We start from the raw sequence: 17355 nt of genomic DNA on the forward strand, positions 1-17355 counted from the left end.
AAGCTTAGTCAGGTCGTCTCCTGCCGCCGTATCGCGTGTGCAGGCTACCTGAAATCTGGTCGACGAACTTGGAGGCAGCGACGGACAGCGATCGTCCCCGCAACTGGCCCAGCACCAATTGGGTCAGCGGCATGTCCCGGTGATCGATCTCGCGCGCCACAAGGTTGCTGTTTCCCTGAGGGATGCCCGGCCGTATCTGAAAGGAAATGACCTGCTCGCTTCCAGCATAGCTGCGCAGGACCTCGAATGAGTCGGACTCGACCACGGTATTGACCGGCAAGGCGGCGCGAACAATGGCGCCCTGCAACAGGTGCCGGATGGCCAGCGAAGGGCCGGGCATTGCGATTGGATATTGGAGGCATTCCCGCAATCGCAGGGTCCGGGCCGCGGCCAGGGGATGGTCCTTACTCATCAGGGCGCATAGCGGCTGGTGGATAACCAGCAGCGGCTGGAACTCTGGCGCCGGCGGCGGGGCGATCACCAGCGCGACATCGGCCTCGAAGGCGGTAACCGCTTCGACGGCGTGGATATGGTCGCGTACCAGCACCGAAAAAGAGACGAGCGCGTGCTGCGCCCGATAGACCGCAATTTCGTGGGGGATGAGATCGTGGGCGAAGGCCTGGCTGGAAGCGATGGTCACATGACCGCGGCGGATCCCTGAAAGATCAGCGATCTGCGAGCGCAACCGCTCGAAATCGGAGAGCTGCGCCCGGATGTGGCGCACGACCAGTTCGCCGGCCGCATTGAGCCGCATGCCTTGCGGCATGCGCTCGAAAACGGGCGTGCCCAGTTCGGCCTCGAAGTCCTGGATACGGCGGGTCAAAGCCGATGGCGTGATTGACAGGCGCTCGGCGCTTCGGCGGATCGAGCCGCTGCCGGCCACATCGTCAATGCATTGCAGTGTCTTGAGGTGCTTCATCTGGATTCGCCTTTGGCGTCGTGTTGACGATTACGCAACATGGCGGTCGGAAAATAGCAATAGACGGCAACGGCATGGGCGCTACGGTAGGGTCAGCAAACCGACAGGGACCGCCGCCTTGACCAGTCTCGCAACATCTTCACTTGCGGCTTTTTCTGAAATCTCTGAACAGGTTGCCGCGTACCGCGCCGGTCGCGACGTCTTCCGCGATCTCGATGCCACCCTTGACGCCGTAGAAGTCGAAGGGCTTCCCGTTTGGATTTCCGTGATGCCGCGCCACCAGGCGCATACATTGCTGGCAGCGGCAAAGGCTCGGCTCGATGCCGGCGCGTACATGCCGCTGTTCGGCATCCCGTTCGGGGTCAAGGACAACATTGATGTTGCGGGTCTCGAGACCACCGCCGGGTGCCCGCAGTTCGCCTATAAGCCCCAGGCATCCGCTTTCGTGGTCGACCGCCTGATCGAGGCCGGGGCGATCCCCGTTGGCAAGACCAATCTCGACCAATTCGCGACCGGGCTGAATGGGACGCGGTCGCCTTTTGGCATTCCGTCCTGCGCCTTCGACGCAGGCTATGTATCCGGCGGCTCGAGCTCAGGTTCGGCAGTCGCGGTTGCCAAAGGCTTGGTGCCCTTTGCGCTGGGTACCGATACGGCCGGATCAGGGCGGGTGCCGGCCGGTTTCAACAATATTGTGGGCCTGAAGCCGAGCAAGGGTCTGATCAGCACCCGGGGTGTGCTGCCGGCATGCCGCACGGTGGACTGCGTATCGATCCTGGCCTGCACGGCGCAAGATGCACTGAGCGTCCTGCACGTGGTAGCGGTGCCCGATGGCCAGGATGCCTATTCCCGGACGAGCAGCCAAGCCCTGACGGCCACCAGCGTGAACGGCTTCCGCTTTGGTATATTGAACATGACCGTTCGGGCGCGATGCGCGCAGGATGTGGTGGCGCGATATGAGGCCGCCATCGCCAGCCTTGAAGGTCTGGGCGGGGCGCCGGTCATGATCGACTACGCGCCATTCGAGGAAGCCGCCTCGCTGCTCTATGCCGGCCCTTGGGTCGCCGAGCGCTACGCTGCGATCAGCGACTTTGCCCAGAGCCAGCCTGAGAGCATTCATCCCGTCGTACGCGAGATCGTGACATCGGGCACCCAGTATTCCGCAGTCGATGCCTTCACCGCGCAATACCGCCTGGCGGACCTGGCGCTGAAGGTCCGCACGGCGCTGGATAATGTCGATTTTCTGCTGGTCCCCACGGCGCCCGAGCACCCGACGATCGATGACATGCTGGCTGCCCCGGTGGCCCTGAATTCCAAACTAGGCCTATTCACCAATTTCGTGAACCTGCTGGACATGGCGGCAATCTCCGTTCCGTTCGGCCGGGGCGACAAGGGGCTGCCTGTCGGCGTCACCCTTATTGGCCCGCAGTTCAGCGACGGCATGCTTGCCACAATGGGCGACCGTCTCCAGCGCACCGATCCCGCGGCAAGGCTCGGCGCCGGCTCGACCGCTCTCACGCAGTCCAGCGCTGTCGTTCCTGTGATCAACGAGCAGGAAAGCATTCGCCTGGCGGTTGTGGGCGCGCATCTGCAGGGCCAGCCGCTCAACAAGCAGCTGACCGAGCGCGGCGCGAGACTGATCCTCACCACGCGCACGGCAAACGGCTACAGCCTCTATGCGCTGCCAAATTCGACGCCCGCCAAGCCAGGCCTGTCGCGCGATGGCGGGCCTGGCGGTATTGAAATCGAGCTCTGGGACGTGCCGGCGCGGGAATTCGGCAGCTTCGTTGCCGCCATTCCCAGCCCGCTCGGCATCGGCTCGGTGGAGACCGAGGACGGCGAGGTGGTCAAGGGCTTCATCTGTGAACACTACGCCCTCGCCGGTGCCGAGAACATTACTGCATATGGCGGCTGGCGAGGCTATCTCGCAGCCAGCTCGGCCAGTCAGAACAACCCCACAACCGCCTTTGCCGCCCAGGAGTACAGGCTATGATGAACAGACGCAAATTTCTCGCGACTACCGCCGCCAGTGCCGTTGCCACCGCCCTCATGCCCATGCCCTTCGTGCGGGCACAATCGGAGACGGTGATCAAGATGGGCGCGCTCAAGCTCATCCATTCCATCGCGCCGCACTTCTACGACCAGTTCACCCCAGCCGGCTACAAGGTCGAGGTCATTCCCTTCGAAAGCCCAACCGAGGGCAAGAACGCCGTCGTCACCAAGTCGGTCGATTTCGGCATGTTCGGCATTGCGGCCGCAACGCTGGGTGCAGCGGCAGGCGAGCCGATCGTCGTCATCGGCGGCGCCTGCAACAAGGGTATGGGTGTGGTGGCTGGCAAGGACAGCCCCATTGCGAGCATCGCCGACCTCAAGGGCATGCGGGTGGCGATCTGGCCCGGCTCGACACAGGAGGTTTTCATCCTCGAGCGCCTGCGCATGGAGGGGCTCTCGATCACCGACATTACCCCGGTGCGCATCTCGTTCAGCGAAATGCACCTGGCGCTGGCGCGTGGCGACATCGACGCCTATGTCGGCGCCGAGCCGGCGCCGGGCGTCAGCCTGGCCTCGGGCGTTGGCAAGATCGTCGAATATCCCTATGGCACCGAGATGGGCGCGCTCAACATGATCTTCGGCGCCCATAGCGATACGCTCGCCGAACGCCCCGAATTGGCCAGTGTCATTCTCGACATTCATCGTCAGGCCTCCGAATACGCCATGGCCAACCCCGAGGCGATGGTCGAAATGGCGGTCATGAAGCTGGGGCAGCAGCGCGACGCCATCGAGCTGTCGGCACCCAATGTCGAGCTGACCTGGTATTTTGGCGAGACCGAACTGAACCAGTCCAAGATCTACGCCCAGCACATGGTCGAACTTAACCAGATACAGGCGCTCCCCGATTTTGAGACGCTTTTTGACACTCGCTTCGTCGAGGAACTCAAGCAGAAGGTCTAAGCCATGAGCATTGCGGCCGACCGGACCACCACCCCGCCCGCCGCTGCGGCTCCTCGGAGGCAATCTGCCTTCGAGGGGTCCCGGCTCCGCGGACCCGCTTTGGCGTTGATCCTGCCACTGCTGCTGCTGGCGGCCTGGCACCTGGCAACGACAGGCGAGGGCTATAGTCTCATTCCCCCGCCCTCGGCGGTGGCGATCGCCTTCTATGACCTGGCCGTCGGGGGCGTGCGCAATGACCTGTTCAGCGGCACGCTGCTGAATCACGTCATTGCCTCGGTGTCCCGTGTCTATGGTGGCTTCTTCCTCGCCGTCATCGTCGCGCTGCCGCTTGGGCTGATGATCGGCCGCATCCCGACGGTACGGCAGATGTTCGACCCCATGCTGCAGATCCTGCGGCCAATACCAGTGACAGCTTGGCTGCCCCTAGCCATGATCATTTTCGGTATCGGGCCGACCTCGGCAATCTTCCTCGTCTTCCTAGGCGCCTTCTATCCGATCCTGATCAATACCGTGTTCGGCGTGCGCTCCGTCGAGTTGCGGCTGTTCGAGGCGGCCAGCATGCTCGGCTGCACCCCATCGGCCCAATTCACCAAGGTGGTGCTGCCGGCGGCTCTGCCGGCGATCTTCACCGGCCTGCGCCTGGGGCTCGGCTTTGCCTGGATGATCATCGTCATCGGCGAAATGACCGGTGTCTCGGTCGGACTGGGCGCCATCATCATGGAAGCGCGCCAGCTGTCGCGCACTGAGATCGTCATCTGCGGCATGATTGCGATCGGCGTGGCCGGTTTTATTTCCGACCGCATCATCCTGATGATCGGCCGCAAGCTTTTGTCCTGGAGTCCCAACCATGTCTAGCGCGACCCCTCCCATTCTTTCGCTGCGCAATGTCGGCAAGACCTTTGACGTGCAGGGCCGTCGCATCGAGGCGCTGCGGGACGCCAATCTGGACGTGATGCGCGGCGAGTTCGTCTGCCTCATCGGGGCCTCGGGCTGCGGCAAGTCGACCCTGCTGCGCATCGTGGCCGGCTTTGAGAGCGCCACCAGCGGCGAGGCGCTGATGTGGGGCAGGCCGATCAAGGGGCCGGACCCCACGCGCGGCATGGTGTTCCAGGATTATGGGCTGTTTCCCTGGCTCACGGTGCGGGACAATATCGGCTTCGGTCCCGCCTCGCGCGGCCGGCCCAGAAAGGAAATCAAGGAGACTGTCGATCATTTCATCGATCTGGTCGGGCTCGCCCGCTTTGCCGATGTCTATCCGCACCAGTTGTCGGGTGGCATGAAGCAGCGCGTGGCCATCGCCCGCGTGCTGGCCAATCAGGCCGAAATGGTGCTGATGGACGAGCCCTTCGGGGCGCTGGACGCCATGACGCGTGAACGGCTGCAGGACGAACTGCTTGAGCTGTGGGAGCGCACCAAGCTGACGGTGCTGTTCGTGACCCACTCCATCGAGGAGGCCATCGTGCTGTCCAACCGGGTCATCGTTATGAGCGCCGGGCCAGGCCGCATCGACAGCGACATCGCCATAGACCTGCAACGCCCCCGCGACGTTGCCGGAGCCGAGTTCAACGCCTTGCGCCGCTCGCTGGCGGGCAACCTGCATAGCCACCACGCCAAGGTTGCGGCGTGACCTCGAGCAGAACGGCATTGCAGGCGGCGCCACCGCTATGGCGGGACATGGACAGAGCCGAACTGGACCGCGCCTATGACAATACCGGCGCGGTCAGCACCAGTGCGGCGATGCTGGCGGACTGGACCCGGCGGAGTGTAGCGCTTCAGGCCCGGCTGCCCGAGCTGATTGGCCTGCCCTACGGTCCGCGCCAGCGCAATAGAATGGACGTCTTCCGCTCCGGCGCTGCCCATGCGCCGCTGCTGGTCTTCATCCATGGCGGCTATTGGCAGCGCAATTCCAAGGATGTGTTTTCCTGTATGGCCGAAGGCGTATTGGCGGCGGGCATCGATGTGGCGGTGCCCGGCTATACGCTGGCGCCGGCCGCGGGCCTCGGCCAGATCATGGACGAAATTGCCGCGGCGCTTGCCTGGCTGCGCCAGGAAGGCCCGGCCCGGGGCCTTGCGACCGGACGGTTGATCGTCTCGGGATGGTCGGCCGGCGGGCAACTGGCAGCGAGCGCCATGGCGCTGCCGCAGGTCGATGCGGGACTGGCCATTTCGGGCATATTCGATCTGGAGCCGATCCGGCTGGGCACGCTCAATGACAAACTGGGCCTGACCCCTGCCGAGGTGCAGCAGCTGAGCCCCGTCCACACCATCCCGTCGCGGGCAGGGCGGCTGGTGATGGCCTATGGCACGGCTGAATTGCCCGAGCTGCAGCGCCAATCGGTTGATTACGCGCAGGCCTGGCATTCGGCGGGCCATAACGGCACTCTGCTGCCCGTGGCAGGGGACGACCACTTCTCCATACTGGAGCAACTGGCGCAACCTGGTGGCGCCCTTGCCAAACAGGTGGTCAAGTTGGTTAGACGGGCCTGATAGGGCGCGGACTGCATGAAACGAAGGACGGAACTTTGACTAATGCCAGTTTGCCGCGCGTCCATGTGATCGTCCTGGGCGGCACCATCACCATGATGCCCGAGCCACAGGGCGGGATCGTGCCGGCGCTGGACGGGGCCATGCTGATCGCCGCGGTGCCGCGGCTGGCCGATATTGCCGCGATCACCGTGGAGACGCCGTTTCTGGTGCCGGGCGCGTCGCTGAGCTTTGCCCAGCTGCGGCAGGTGTCGCAGCTCATTGCTGGGGCCATTGCCTCGGGCGCGCAGGGCGTGGTGGTGGTCCAGGGCACCGACACGATCGATGAAACCGCCTTTTTGCTGGGTCTGGCACATTCCGCAGACGCGCCGCTAGTAATCACGGGGGCCATGCGCGGCGCCTCTGCGCCGGGTGCTGACGGCCCGGCAAACCTGCTCGCCGCCATCAGCGTTGCCGCCGCCGAGACGGCCCGGAGACTGGGCGCCCTGGTGGTGCTCAACGACGAAATCCACGCCGCCGCGCTGGTTGAAAAATCGCACAAGGGCCTGCCATCGGCCTTTACCAGCCCCTCGGCTGGACCGCTCGGCGCGGTGATCGAAGAGCACGTGCGCATCCTGCTCCGACCGCAGCGCCCTGATGCGCTCGGCGTGATGCCGGAATTGGCGCGGGTCGCGATGCTCAAGCCGGGCCTGGGCGATGAGGGCGATCTCATCGAGGCGATCGCCGCGCTTGGCTATGGCGGCCTCGTTGTCGAGGGCATGGGCGCTGGGCATGTGCCGGCGGCGCTGCTGCCAGGCTTGGCAGTGCTACCAGCGACCCTGCCCATCGTACTGGCGTCGCGCGTGCCGGCCGGTCCGGTTTTCGAGAACACCTATGGCTTTGCCGGTTCCGAGCGCGACCTGATCGCCCGGGGGCTCATTCCCGCCGGCCTGCTCAGTGCCCCCAAGGCGCGACTGTTGTTGGCTTTCCTTGTGGCGCAGGGGCGCGACCGCGCCGCCGTCGCCCAAATTTTCCGCCACTATGCCTGAGACCAAAGCCATGACCGAACCTGTCATCGACCCCGCCATCATCCGTGGCCGCCTCGACTATTCCCCCATCGTAGACCGGCCCAAGTTGCGCCTGCCCAGGGGGGAGCGCATCGCCGTCTGGACCATTGTCAATGTCGAGAACTGGTCGCCCGCCGGCCCCATGCCGCGGGCGGTGCTGCCGCCACCCATGGGACAGCCGCTGCTGCCCGATGTGCCGAACTGGGCCTGGCATGAATATGGCATGCGGGTGGGCTTCTGGCGGCTTCTTGAGGTGCTGGGCAGGCGCAATCTGCGCGCCAGCTTTGCCGTCAACGGTTCGGCCTGCACTGTCTACGAAGCAGCCTGCCGCGCCGCGCATGCAGCGGGCTGGGATTTCATCGGCCACGGCTTCGTGCAGCGGCCGATGCACCGCGTCGAAGACCAGGCCAAGGCCATCAGCGACACCATTGCGGCGATCACGGCCTTGACCGGCGCGCCGCCGCGCGGTTGGGAAAGTCCGGGGCTGACCGAAACCCTCGACACGCTCGATCTGCTGGCGGACGCGGGCATCGAATATGTCTGTGACTGGTGCCTCGATGATCAGCCCGTGACGCTCAAGACCACATCGGGCCCAATTACCTCGGTGCCCTACACAGTCGAGATCAACGATGTGGTTATGTCCGCGGTGCAGGGGCACCGCTCCGACGAGATCTACAAACGCGGCGTCGACCAGTTCGACCGGCTCTATCTCGAGGGAAGCGAGAATCCAAGGGTGATGGCCATTTCCATCCACCCCTATCTGACCGGGGCGCCGCACCGCATCAAATATCTCGAGATGCTCTACGACTATATTCTGGGCCACGAGGGGGTGGCGATGCTGACGGGCTCAGAAATTCTCGACTGGTTCAAGACCCAAAATACAAGCGACCAATTACCTTAGGGTTCACAGGCAGGTACCTCGCGCACTTAGCGCTATCGCCCGCAGTTCGACGCCGGAGTAACTGACGTGACTGTCAGATATTCCCTCAGTTGAGACGAAAGCAGCCATTCCGCTTCCGGCCCCCATTCGAGCCGCTAGTTGCCGCGCCTACGGAATGGCTGCTTTCGACAATCCAGTCACAATAGCCGACGGTCAGCATACGGCCCCTACCCTGCCCTTCGATATAGCCACCTGTAGTCAGTTTCGGAGCCATCACAGCGACCTTGGATCGTTGGTTCTGGATGGCCCCTCCAGACCAAGCGGCAGCGGGCACTGCGATCTGGGCGTGAATGGCAAAATCATCATCCTCGCCCTAGACAAGCGGCTTCAACACAGCCGCGCCGTCCTCACCAGTTGGATGATCTTGGGAAAAGCCTCTGTGACGACCGGCCAACCGTTCGACGCCGATCACAACCCCGCGTGGACGGCCTGGAGATAGCACCGAGCCCGCAACATTTGGAGGATGCCGCCTTTGAGAATGGAGGCGATTGGGCTCATCCCGGCACGGTGCCTTTGTTGTGCAATCCGGGCCAGCGATCCGCCATGTCATGGGCGATCAACAGATGAAGCCCCTTGTAGATGCCGAGCATTGCGGAGACCCGGGTGACTTGATCCTGCCTGAGGGCTTGCACTTACCCTCCTGCTTCATGCGCTCCCAGGTGCCCCTTTGACACGTCGAGAAGCGCCGCGGCCTGCAGAGCCGTAGGCCCCCATTGTGTCAATCAGCCGCTTGAAGGCTTTCAAGCAACCCTCGGCAGCCTCGCGCGATTAAACTCGCTCGAAATTTCTGCCGGTCCATTGCCGCAGGTATTGGAAAAGATCGATCTCGAGCGTTGCACGCCTCGCTCAGTGGCGACCTCTCCACCAAACAACCTCAGGCGCTTCGCAGATATCATTACGGGAATGCTGGCTTCTGATAAGGTGCCCATGCTCGTGGAACACCCGGCGCTTAGTAGGCAGCTCAGAGTGTCAATAAGGCACATTAATCTTGTTACTTTCTTTTTTCCGAGCGATGCTTCTGCACTAGTATTTTCAGTGAGTGAAGCGATGCCGAAGGACAAACAACTGCCAATCTCCAGATTCGCGCGTCCGAACAAGGCGGTTTGGCTTGATGGCTGCCTGCCGGGCGTCATCCTCAAAGTGGATGGCGAGTTTTGCTTGGTAAGGTCAAAGACAATGAACGAAGAGGGTTTGGAGTCGTGGGGCGAGCCATTTTGGGTGGAAGCCTACACCGGCCCCCTCTTGGGCACTCCACCCCGAGGTGAAGCCGAGACATGGCTGTCCGAAGTCGCTGCCCTCGCGCCAGCGCCTCATCCACCACGGCCGGCCAGCAAAAGAGCTAAAGAAGCGCAGGCCGACATGTTCTGGTAGTCTTTCTTGAGCGCCACGGTATGACGAGAGGTGCTCTTGATTGACATTCCGAGGCCGCGGACTGATCCCGATACATGCTGCATCGAGTGGACCACGAACCTGCAGAAGGAAAGAGGAAACCACGGCTACTCTGCCTCCCGGCGCCGCGGCGTCAGCCTTGCCGCCCTTTGTGCCTCGCGCGCCATCATCACGCCCCCGGGGTAGAGGACATCGGTGCGCGCAGGGCTGGAGGTGGAGATTCCGCAAGAGGACGCCTTTAACGATGGGCTCGTACTCGACGCTCTGCGTGACAGCTTTATCAAGCGCACCGCATGCTGATCGCGACTACGGCCCTTCTGCTCACTTCTTTGCCCGCCTGCGCTCAGCCGAAGCCCGTGCGTCAGCAGCCGGCATCCTACAACGAACAGCTGAGGCAACTTTCGACAACCCCTTTGCCACATCGTCCCAGGAGAACTCATCCACGAGAGAATACAGCAGCATACACTAGCCAAGGAGGAGACGATGTTTATACGGACTGTGGAGCCGGACGAGGCCGAGGGCGAAGTGGCATCGATCTATGCGAACGAAGTCGCGTCAACTGGACGCGTTATGCAGGCAACCCAATGTTGGTCGGCCAGACCTGACATTCTGCCGCCGGTTGAGCATTTGCTGCACCAGATCCGGGACGGGTTCTCTCTGGGGCTGATCAACTTCCGCCTTATCACCTTGATAACGGCCAAGCACGTGCCTTCGAGCTATTGCTCTCACGTCTATTTCAAAGCGCTCTCGGCGATGATCGGGCGCGAGCAGACGCTGGCGGTGCATCGCGACTACCGAAACGCCGGGCTGACAGAACAAGAAGTAGCCATGTTGGCCTATGCCGAGCAGATCACGATCAATGCTTCGCACATAACCCAAAGCAATATTGACGCGCTGCGCGCCGTCGGTCTGAGCGACCTCAACATCGCCGACATCGCCCTGGCCGCCTCGTTCCGGAACTTCGTAAGCCGCTACTTCGACGCTGTTGGGGCCAAAGCCGAGCCAGAGTTTCTGGACGGGGACTCCAACGTTCGCAACGAGTTGTCGGTCGGCGGTCGCTGACGGAGACGCCTAACCGCCCCGTTGCCGCCGTTCAGCAAGTCCGATCAAGCTCCTGAAAGCGGCTGTTCTGGTTCGGCGCCCGGGAACGGCTTCTTGCTGGGAAAGCGGACTGGCTGCTGGCGGTGCGCAGTCGCGGAAACCGGACACCGCTTTTCTCGCCATTATCTCAGCGGTTCGGCCACCTTTGTCGCAAGCAGTTCAATACCCTTTGTGACCATGCCAAAGGGCTGGCCCCCAATTTCGATCTGGCCGACATAGCGTGAAGCGCCGGTGACTTCAGCGAGCGCCGAAAACTTGTCGAGCACCTTTTGAATCGAGCCACCAACGTGAGTGCCTTCGGGCGTGAGTATCTAGGATAGGTGGGGTGGTATCTGCCCCCTCAACATCGGATCCTAGGGCAGAACTTTGTGCGACTCCGGACCAGAACTTTGTGCGACAGATTTCTGCGGTGCAGAAAGCGATCAACATTCAAAGGGATGCCAGGACCCTAGGGCAGAACTTTGCGACATTCACCAATTGGCCCGACCTCCTCCGGTCGGGCCAATCTCGTAAGGAGAACAAAACGAGACTCATTTCCTAAGAATCAAAAAGGCCGAGGCGGCAACCTCGACCTTTGATCCGCGCAACCACCTGTGCGGCTCGCGTGGAGGCAATCTGAGTTGGAATCCAAACTGCAGGTTCACCCTGCACGGTTAGCTCGGATCTGTCGATAGAGCCGGACAACATTTGGCACATAAGGATTGTCCTCATGCCTAAACGTGTAACCGTAACCAGTGAGACCCCTTCTGGTCGCAACCAACGCTTCCATGATCCACAACGCCGCGTGGAGATGACTCGCCCCCAGTTCGTGCGCGAGATCAAACAGGGGCACTATCCAGATTATCACGTGCGAAGAGTGAATGGGACATCGACACCAGCGTCGAACCCTGATCGCAGTTCCAAGAACAACTTGGGGTAGAAGGAGCGGGAGGGGTAACCCTCCCGTATCCTTGCGTTGGAAAACACGTTTAATATCCGTTTCTAATAAGCGCTATTCTCTCCCAGCCCTCATGGTGAGGTGCGAAGCGCAGCGCAGCCTCGAACCACGAGGGCGCGGCCCCGATGCCGTCCACAGCACCCACCGCGATTCCAGCAAGCCGCCCTGTCCCTCGAGGCCGCTACGCGGCACCTCAGGATGAGGGCTGCCGCAAGGGCGGGGAAAACCGACGCCCCCAGAACCGATCTCCCACCCAGCATTACCGCCCCCTAGCCCTCATGGTGAGGCGCGAAGCGCAGCGCAGCCTCGAACCACGAGGGCGCAGCCCCCATGCCGTCCATAGCACCACCGCGATTTCAGCAAGCCGCCCCCGTCCTTCGAGGCCGCTGCGCGGCACCTCAGGATGAGGGCTCCCAACACGCCTTGGTAATGGCCGCGCAAGCCCCTTGCACCCACCCCGTTTCCGCCCCAGCATCAGGCTCCGGAGGGCATCATGGAAGTCACCGTTTACCTGCTGCGCTGCTCGGATGGCTCCTTTTACACCCGCCTCACCAAAAAGCCGGTCGAACAGCGGGTTTGGGAACACAATGAGGGGCTCACTGAAGGCTACACCAAAAGCCGCCGCCCCGTGGAACTGGTGTTCACCGAAACCTATGAGCGGATCGTCGATGCCATCGAGCGCGAGCGGCAGATCAAGGGCTGGAGCCGGCGCAAGAAGGAAGCGCTGATCAGGTATGATTATGAGGCACTGCCTGCTCTGGCCAGCCGCAAGGAGCGGTGATTGCGGTCCTCGCCCTTCGAGGCTGCTGCGCGGCACCTCAGGATGAGGGCTCATCGAGATCCCGCAACCGACCAGATCCATCCGGAGCCCTCATGGTGAGGTGCGCAGCGCAGCGCAGCCTCGAACCACGAGGGCGGCCATCACCACCCCCACAAACTTATCCCCGCCCCCGAAAACCTCAGGCACAATCCCCTTGTTCCCGGGCAAGCTGCGCGGTCGCGACGAACGGTCGGTGCGGGAATATCGGATGAGTTTGGGGTCGCCCAAGCTCCTTCGGGACGAGGATGATCCGGGACCGATTTCATCGCACGGTCCATGAAGCCTCAGGGCTTCTGGCGTTTGGCACGGGTCTAGCCACGGACGGTCCTCACCGAAGAGTCTCCGATGGAGCATGGGGCGAAGCTTGCTTCACCTTCTACCCTTTTGCCGGACGACCGGCACCGAGGCGAACTTCGCCCCATGTCGCAGTTCTTGCTGCGATGCCCGCCTGCCCATACCCGCACGGCCCAAGGCCGGTGCGGCTTCAGGCGCATCCAGCAGCCGATGGGGCCTGCGAGGCCTTTGGCTCAACCCCCTGGCAGATGCCGATCGAGGTCCAGCCGCCCTCGCACTGCGTACCGTCACGGCCCGGCTCAACCAAACACTGATGCTGGCGCCCTCCAGGGTCGTCATCACCTCCATGATCGCGATCGGGGGTGCGGCCGCTGGTTTCCCGGTCAACCGCATTGTGCCGGTTGCCAATAGCAGCTTCCTTGCCGATAACCTCGCTGCCGCAAAGCTGCTGGAAATCGCTGCTATCGCGCTCCCTGCGGTGAAACAATGGTGCCGGCAGCACCAAGGCCATCGAACAGCAGGATGCCGGTTGGATTGCGAATAATCCTCACCTGGTTCCGCTTACTCGGGCGAGGCCGCACGGCATCAACCAACTGGTCGCGAGCCGGTCTGGCTTGGGACCGCTTCTGCGGTTCCGGGTTTTCACATTGGCACAAGGGCCGGAGAAACACATGCTGCGATCCATTCGCCCAATCCTGCCGGTGCTGGCCAGCGTCGCCATCCTCATGCTGGGCAATGGGGCGCTCAGCACCCTGATTGGCCTGCGCATGACCAATACCGGGGCAAGCTCGCTCGCTGTGGGCGCCGTGACGGCCGCGTTCTTTGCCGGCCTGACCTTTGGCTCGCTGCAGTGCTTCCGCTTCATCAAGCAGGCGGGCCATATCCGCGCCTTCGCGGCATTCGCCTCGGTCTATTCCGCCGCCTCGCTCGGCCACGCCCTCTCGGACAATCTCATCCTGTGGGCGGCCTTGCGCTTTGCCGAAGGCGTGTGCCTTGCCGGCATCTATATGTGCATCGAGAGTTGGCTCAATGCCGAAGCCAGCAACAAGACGCGCGGCCTGATCGTGTCGTCCTACATGGTCACGCTCTACGCGGCGATGGCTGCAGGCCAGCAATTACTGAACCTCAATGCGGCCGGCAGCCCACTCTTGTTCATGATCATCTCGATCCTGCTTTCGCTGTCGCTGGTGCCGGTCTGCCTGACCCGCTCGGCGCCCCCGTCGCTGCCTGATGTCAGCTCCTTCAGCCTGCGCGCCCTCTACCAAGCCTCTCCACTGGGGTTGGTTGGCGTGTTCCTCAGCGGCGGCGTGATCGGGGCCATCTATGGCCTCGCGCCCGTCTATGCGGCCTCGACGGGCCTCGGCATGACGGGGACGGCAACCTTCATGACCGTGCTGATCGCCGGGGGCGTGCTGTTGCAATTTCCCTTGGGCAAACTCTCCGACGCCTTCGACCGACGCACCATCATCATCGGTGTATGCGGGGCCCTGGCGCTCTTGAGCATTGCGATGCTCACCTCCGGCTATGGCAGCTGGATGTTCCTGCTTTCTACCCTGTTGTTTGGCGGCATTTCCTTCAGCATCTATCCGCTCTGCCTCGCCCACGCCAACGACCACGTCGCCAGTGCCGATCTGGTGGCGGCGAGCGGCGGGCTGATCCTGCTCAATTCCGTGGGTTCGATCCTCGGTCCGCTGATCGCATCGTTCAGCATGTCGCTATTCGGACCCGATGGGCTCTTCATCTTTTCCGCTGCCATGGGTCTCGCAGCTGGCGGCTTTGGCATCTGGCGCACCCGGATCCGACCGTCCCCGCAAGCCAGCGACCAGGCCATATTCCGACCCATCCCCCAGACTACCCCGGTGGTCGCACCCCTCCATGCCGACGCTGAGGCGCCGGGAAAACCGGCAAACTAGAAAAACCCATCAGGAGATCGAGTAGGTCCCGCCCCAAGGGCGACGCCGGCTACAACTCGCGCAGCAGCCGGGCCGGTGCAGCCGTGGTGGCGCGCAGCAAGGTTGCTGCCCCCAATGCGCCGGTAAGCGCAATGCTGGCGATCACGACGCTGAACAGCGTGGCCGCCTCGGCGGTAAATTCCACATCAGTCAACAGCCGGCTGACGAGCCAGCCCAGGCCAAGTCCCACCACCATTGCGGGGATTGCCGCCAGCAGCCCCAGCACAAGATACTGCACCAGCGCCGTGGTCAGGATGGTTGGCCGGGCCTTGCCCAGCATCTTGTTGATCACGGCATCAGCCTCCCGCTGCTTGAGGCCGGTCGCAATGCTGCCCAGCACTACCAGCAGCCCATTACCGACCGCCAATCCACCCACCAGCAAGGCGGCAAAGGAAAGTTGCTGCAGCGCGTCCGTCACCTGCTTGAGCGTTTCACCCACTGGGATGAAGTTCACGTCCGGCAAGGTGCTGGCAAGCGCGCGCTCCACTGGCTCCTCGGCGCCGGGTGCCGCCGTCACCGCGGCAAACAGCGTCGTTGGATACTCCTCCAGCACCCCGGGCGAGAAGGTGGCGAGAAAGTCGATGCCGCCCTGCCAGGAATAATCGCGGAAGCTCGCGACCGTAACAGTGATCGGTTCGCCGAATATGCTGAAGGTCAGCTCGTCGCCAATGTCGACACCAAGCCCCTCCCGCAGGCTCCGGTGCAGCGAAACCAGGCCGGGCCCTTCATAGTTCGCCGGCCACCACTCGCCCGCCGTCACCACCGAGGAGGTCGGCAAGGCATCGCGATAGGTCAGGGGCACTTCGCCCGACAGCAGGAACGTGGCTTCGGGGCCGCGCGGCCGCAGCGTGTCCACGGGCTCACCAGCCACCTCGGCCAGTGCGCCGCGGAGCATGGGGGTCGCCACGACAGCTTCGATCCCAGCCGTGGTTGCCCGCATGACCTCGAGATCTTCCATCTCGTCAGGGAACAGGTCTGAGGCCACCAGCGTGGGGACATCAAAGGCCGAAGCGCCGAGGAACTCCTGGCGCAGATTGCCCTGCAGCACGAGGACGATGATCAGCATGGTCAGCGTCATGCCTACCGCCGTCACGATCGAGGCGGCCGCCGTTTGCGACACTCCAATGGACCGCACGGCATGGCGCAGCACCTGCCCCGGGATTTCGGGCAGCCCGGCAATCGTCGCCCGTACCGCGCGGACAAAGAGCTGGAACAGCACCACCGAGAGCGCACTCGCCACGGCGAAGGCCGCGACCAGCAGTGCATCGCCGGTGATCAGATAAGCCAGCCAGAAGAGGCCGATACCGGCGATGATCATCGGCAGGCCCTGCGGCATGCGCAACAGATCGGTCCACTTGGCGCTGCCAACGTCCAGGCCCTTGGCGCGGAACAGCAGGATGGGCCGGATCGCCTGCGTGCGCTGCAGCGGCTGGTAGGAAAACGCGAAGGCCGTCAAGATACCGGCCGCCGCCGCAACCAGCAGCGGTTGCGGATTGATGCTCGGCCGCAGGCCGATACCCATGGCTTCGCCCACATAAGGCAGCACGAAATAAGCAACACTGCCGCCAATGGCGATGCCAGCCAACACGCCAACCAGCGCCAGCGCGCCCACTTGGGACAGGAAGTGCACCAACACCCGGTTGTGCGTCGCCCCAATACTGCGCAGCACCGCAATCACCTGGGTGCGCTCGGCGATATAAGCCTGCATGCTGGTCCAGACGCTGACGCCCCCGATCAGCAGCGAACCCAACCCGACAATCATCAGGAAGCGCATGAACTGGTCGTAATAGCGCACCATGTCGCCCAGCCCGTCGCGCGCCGTACGAATGGTCCAGCCGGTATCAGCCAGTGCCGTAGCGATCTCCCCCTGCACCGCTTCGGCGTCACCCTCATTGAGCAGCAGCTTGTAGCGATACCATACGCCCAAACCCGGCAGCGGCGAGGTCCGATCCGATACGGTGGCAAAAGCATCGGTCGAGATCAGCGTCGTCAGGCCCAGCTTAAAGCCGCGCACCGCCGCATCGGGCAATCTCGACAAGGTGCCGCGCGCCTCGAACTCGGTGCCCCCGAGCTGGAAGCGATCACCGACGCCGATCCCCAATTGGTCCAGCATCACCGCGTCAACCAGCGCGCCGAACGCACCGTCCTGCTCGCTCAAAAATTCGTTGGCGGCGGCATTCCCCAACTCCGGGCTGACCACATGCCCCACCAGCGGATACCCCTCGCCAGCCGCCACCAGGTCGACAAAGGCGTCGGCTTCAGCCCCCTTGGCGCGCAGATTGGTGTCAACAATCGGCGCAATCCGGCCGAACTGGCGCATCGCGTCAAGTTCCTCGGGGGTAGCGGGGCGATCGGCCCGCGACAACTCCAGATCACCGCCCATTAGTTCGGCGGCGCTGCGGTCCATCGCCTCGGTGATGCTGGCGCCGATCGAGCCAACCCCGCCAATCAGCGCGGTACCGATAGCAAGGCACGCGACCAGCAGCACGAAGCGGCGAAGATCGCCGCGCATATCCAGCAACCC

At 63.1% G+C, this 17355-nt stretch carries 15 protein-coding genes; 11 read left to right on the forward strand and 4 right to left on the reverse strand.

What is annotated here, in order from left to right:
- Positions 1-4 precede the first annotated feature (4 nt).
- Positions 5-919, reverse strand: a complete 915-nt coding sequence (locus tag ELX51_RS09525; RefSeq protein ID WP_127753291.1) for a LysR family transcriptional regulator — start codon at positions 917-919, stop codon at positions 5-7.
- Between ELX51_RS09525 and atzF the strand changes: the two genes are divergently transcribed.
- From atzF to ELX51_RS09560, 7 genes are read left to right on the forward strand one after another with little or no spacing between them, the layout of a single operon-like run.
- Complete coding sequence (gene atzF / locus ELX51_RS09530; protein WP_248305299.1) at positions 906-2909, forward strand: allophanate hydrolase; 2004 nt, start codon at positions 906-908, stop codon at positions 2907-2909. The two genes, ELX51_RS09525 and atzF, sit on opposite strands and share 14 nt — an antisense overlap.
- On the forward strand, positions 2906-3868 hold the full coding sequence (locus tag ELX51_RS09535) for an NrtA/SsuA/CpmA family ABC transporter substrate-binding protein (protein ID WP_127753293.1): 963 nt from the start codon (positions 2906-2908) through the stop codon (positions 3866-3868). Before atzF ends, ELX51_RS09535 begins: the two co-directional genes overlap by 4 nt.
- Positions 3869-3871: 3 nt before the next feature.
- Positions 3872-4723 (forward strand): ABC transporter permease, encoded by an 852-nt coding sequence (locus tag ELX51_RS09540; protein ID WP_127753294.1) that lies wholly within the window; start codon positions 3872-3874, stop codon positions 4721-4723.
- Positions 4716-5495 (forward strand): ABC transporter ATP-binding protein, encoded by a 780-nt coding sequence (locus ELX51_RS09545; RefSeq protein WP_127753295.1) that lies wholly within the window; start codon positions 4716-4718, stop codon positions 5493-5495. Before ELX51_RS09540 ends, ELX51_RS09545 begins: the two co-directional genes overlap by 8 nt.
- 47 nt (positions 5496-5542) lie before the next feature.
- Positions 5543-6355 (forward strand): alpha/beta hydrolase, encoded by an 813-nt coding sequence (locus ELX51_RS09550; RefSeq protein WP_127753296.1) that lies wholly within the window; start codon positions 5543-5545, stop codon positions 6353-6355.
- 35 nt (positions 6356-6390) lie between these two features.
- Positions 6391-7380: an asparaginase gene (locus ELX51_RS09555; protein ID WP_248305300.1), complete on the forward strand. Its 990-nt coding sequence runs from the start codon at positions 6391-6393 to the stop codon at positions 7378-7380.
- Between the two features lie 10 nt (positions 7381-7390).
- Positions 7391-8299 (forward strand): polysaccharide deacetylase family protein, encoded by a 909-nt coding sequence (locus ELX51_RS09560; protein ID WP_127753297.1) that lies wholly within the window; start codon positions 7391-7393, stop codon positions 8297-8299.
- Between the two features lie 533 nt (positions 8300-8832).
- On the opposite strand, the gene ELX51_RS20015 is transcribed toward ELX51_RS09560, so the two are convergent.
- Positions 8833-8970, reverse strand: coding sequence for a hypothetical protein (locus ELX51_RS20015; RefSeq protein WP_164854821.1), 138 nt, complete (start codon positions 8968-8970; stop codon positions 8833-8835).
- A 178-nt stretch (positions 8971-9148) separates the two neighbouring features.
- On the opposite strand from ELX51_RS20015, the gene ELX51_RS09565 reads away from it, so the two are divergent.
- Both ELX51_RS09565 and ELX51_RS09570 read left to right on the forward strand, forming a co-directional pair.
- On the forward strand, positions 9149-9709 hold the full coding sequence (locus ELX51_RS09565) for a hypothetical protein (RefSeq protein ID WP_127753298.1): 561 nt from the start codon (positions 9149-9151) through the stop codon (positions 9707-9709).
- Positions 9710-10210: 501 nt separating this feature from the next.
- Positions 10211-10789, forward strand: coding sequence for an alkylhydroperoxidase (locus ELX51_RS09570; RefSeq protein ID WP_127753299.1), 579 nt, complete (start codon positions 10211-10213; stop codon positions 10787-10789).
- 161 nt (positions 10790-10950) lie between these two features.
- On the opposite strand, the gene ELX51_RS20020 is transcribed toward ELX51_RS09570, so the two are convergent.
- A complete protein-coding gene (locus ELX51_RS20020) occupies positions 10951-11094 on the reverse strand; it encodes a hypothetical protein (protein WP_164854822.1) in 144 nt (47 codons plus the stop codon).
- A 1164-nt stretch (positions 11095-12258) separates the two neighbouring features.
- Here ELX51_RS20020 and ELX51_RS09580 point away from each other — a divergent pair.
- A complete protein-coding gene (locus ELX51_RS09580; protein WP_127753301.1) occupies positions 12259-12546 on the forward strand; it encodes a GIY-YIG nuclease family protein in 288 nt (95 codons plus the stop codon).
- A gap of 1004 nt (positions 12547-13550) precedes the next feature.
- Positions 13551-14792 (forward strand): MFS transporter, encoded by a 1242-nt coding sequence (locus ELX51_RS09585; RefSeq protein WP_127753302.1) that lies wholly within the window; start codon positions 13551-13553, stop codon positions 14790-14792.
- A gap of 49 nt (positions 14793-14841) precedes the next feature.
- Here the strand turns inward: ELX51_RS09585 and ELX51_RS09590 are convergent, their stop codons facing one another.
- Entirely contained in the window at positions 14842-17343 is a 2502-nt protein-coding gene (locus ELX51_RS09590; RefSeq protein ID WP_164854823.1) for an FtsX-like permease family protein, read from the reverse strand.
- Between the last annotated feature and the right edge of the window lie 12 nt (positions 17344-17355).

This window comes from Devosia sp. 1566, from assembly GCF_004005995.1.
Classification (GTDB): Bacteria; Pseudomonadota; Alphaproteobacteria; order Rhizobiales; family Devosiaceae; genus Devosia.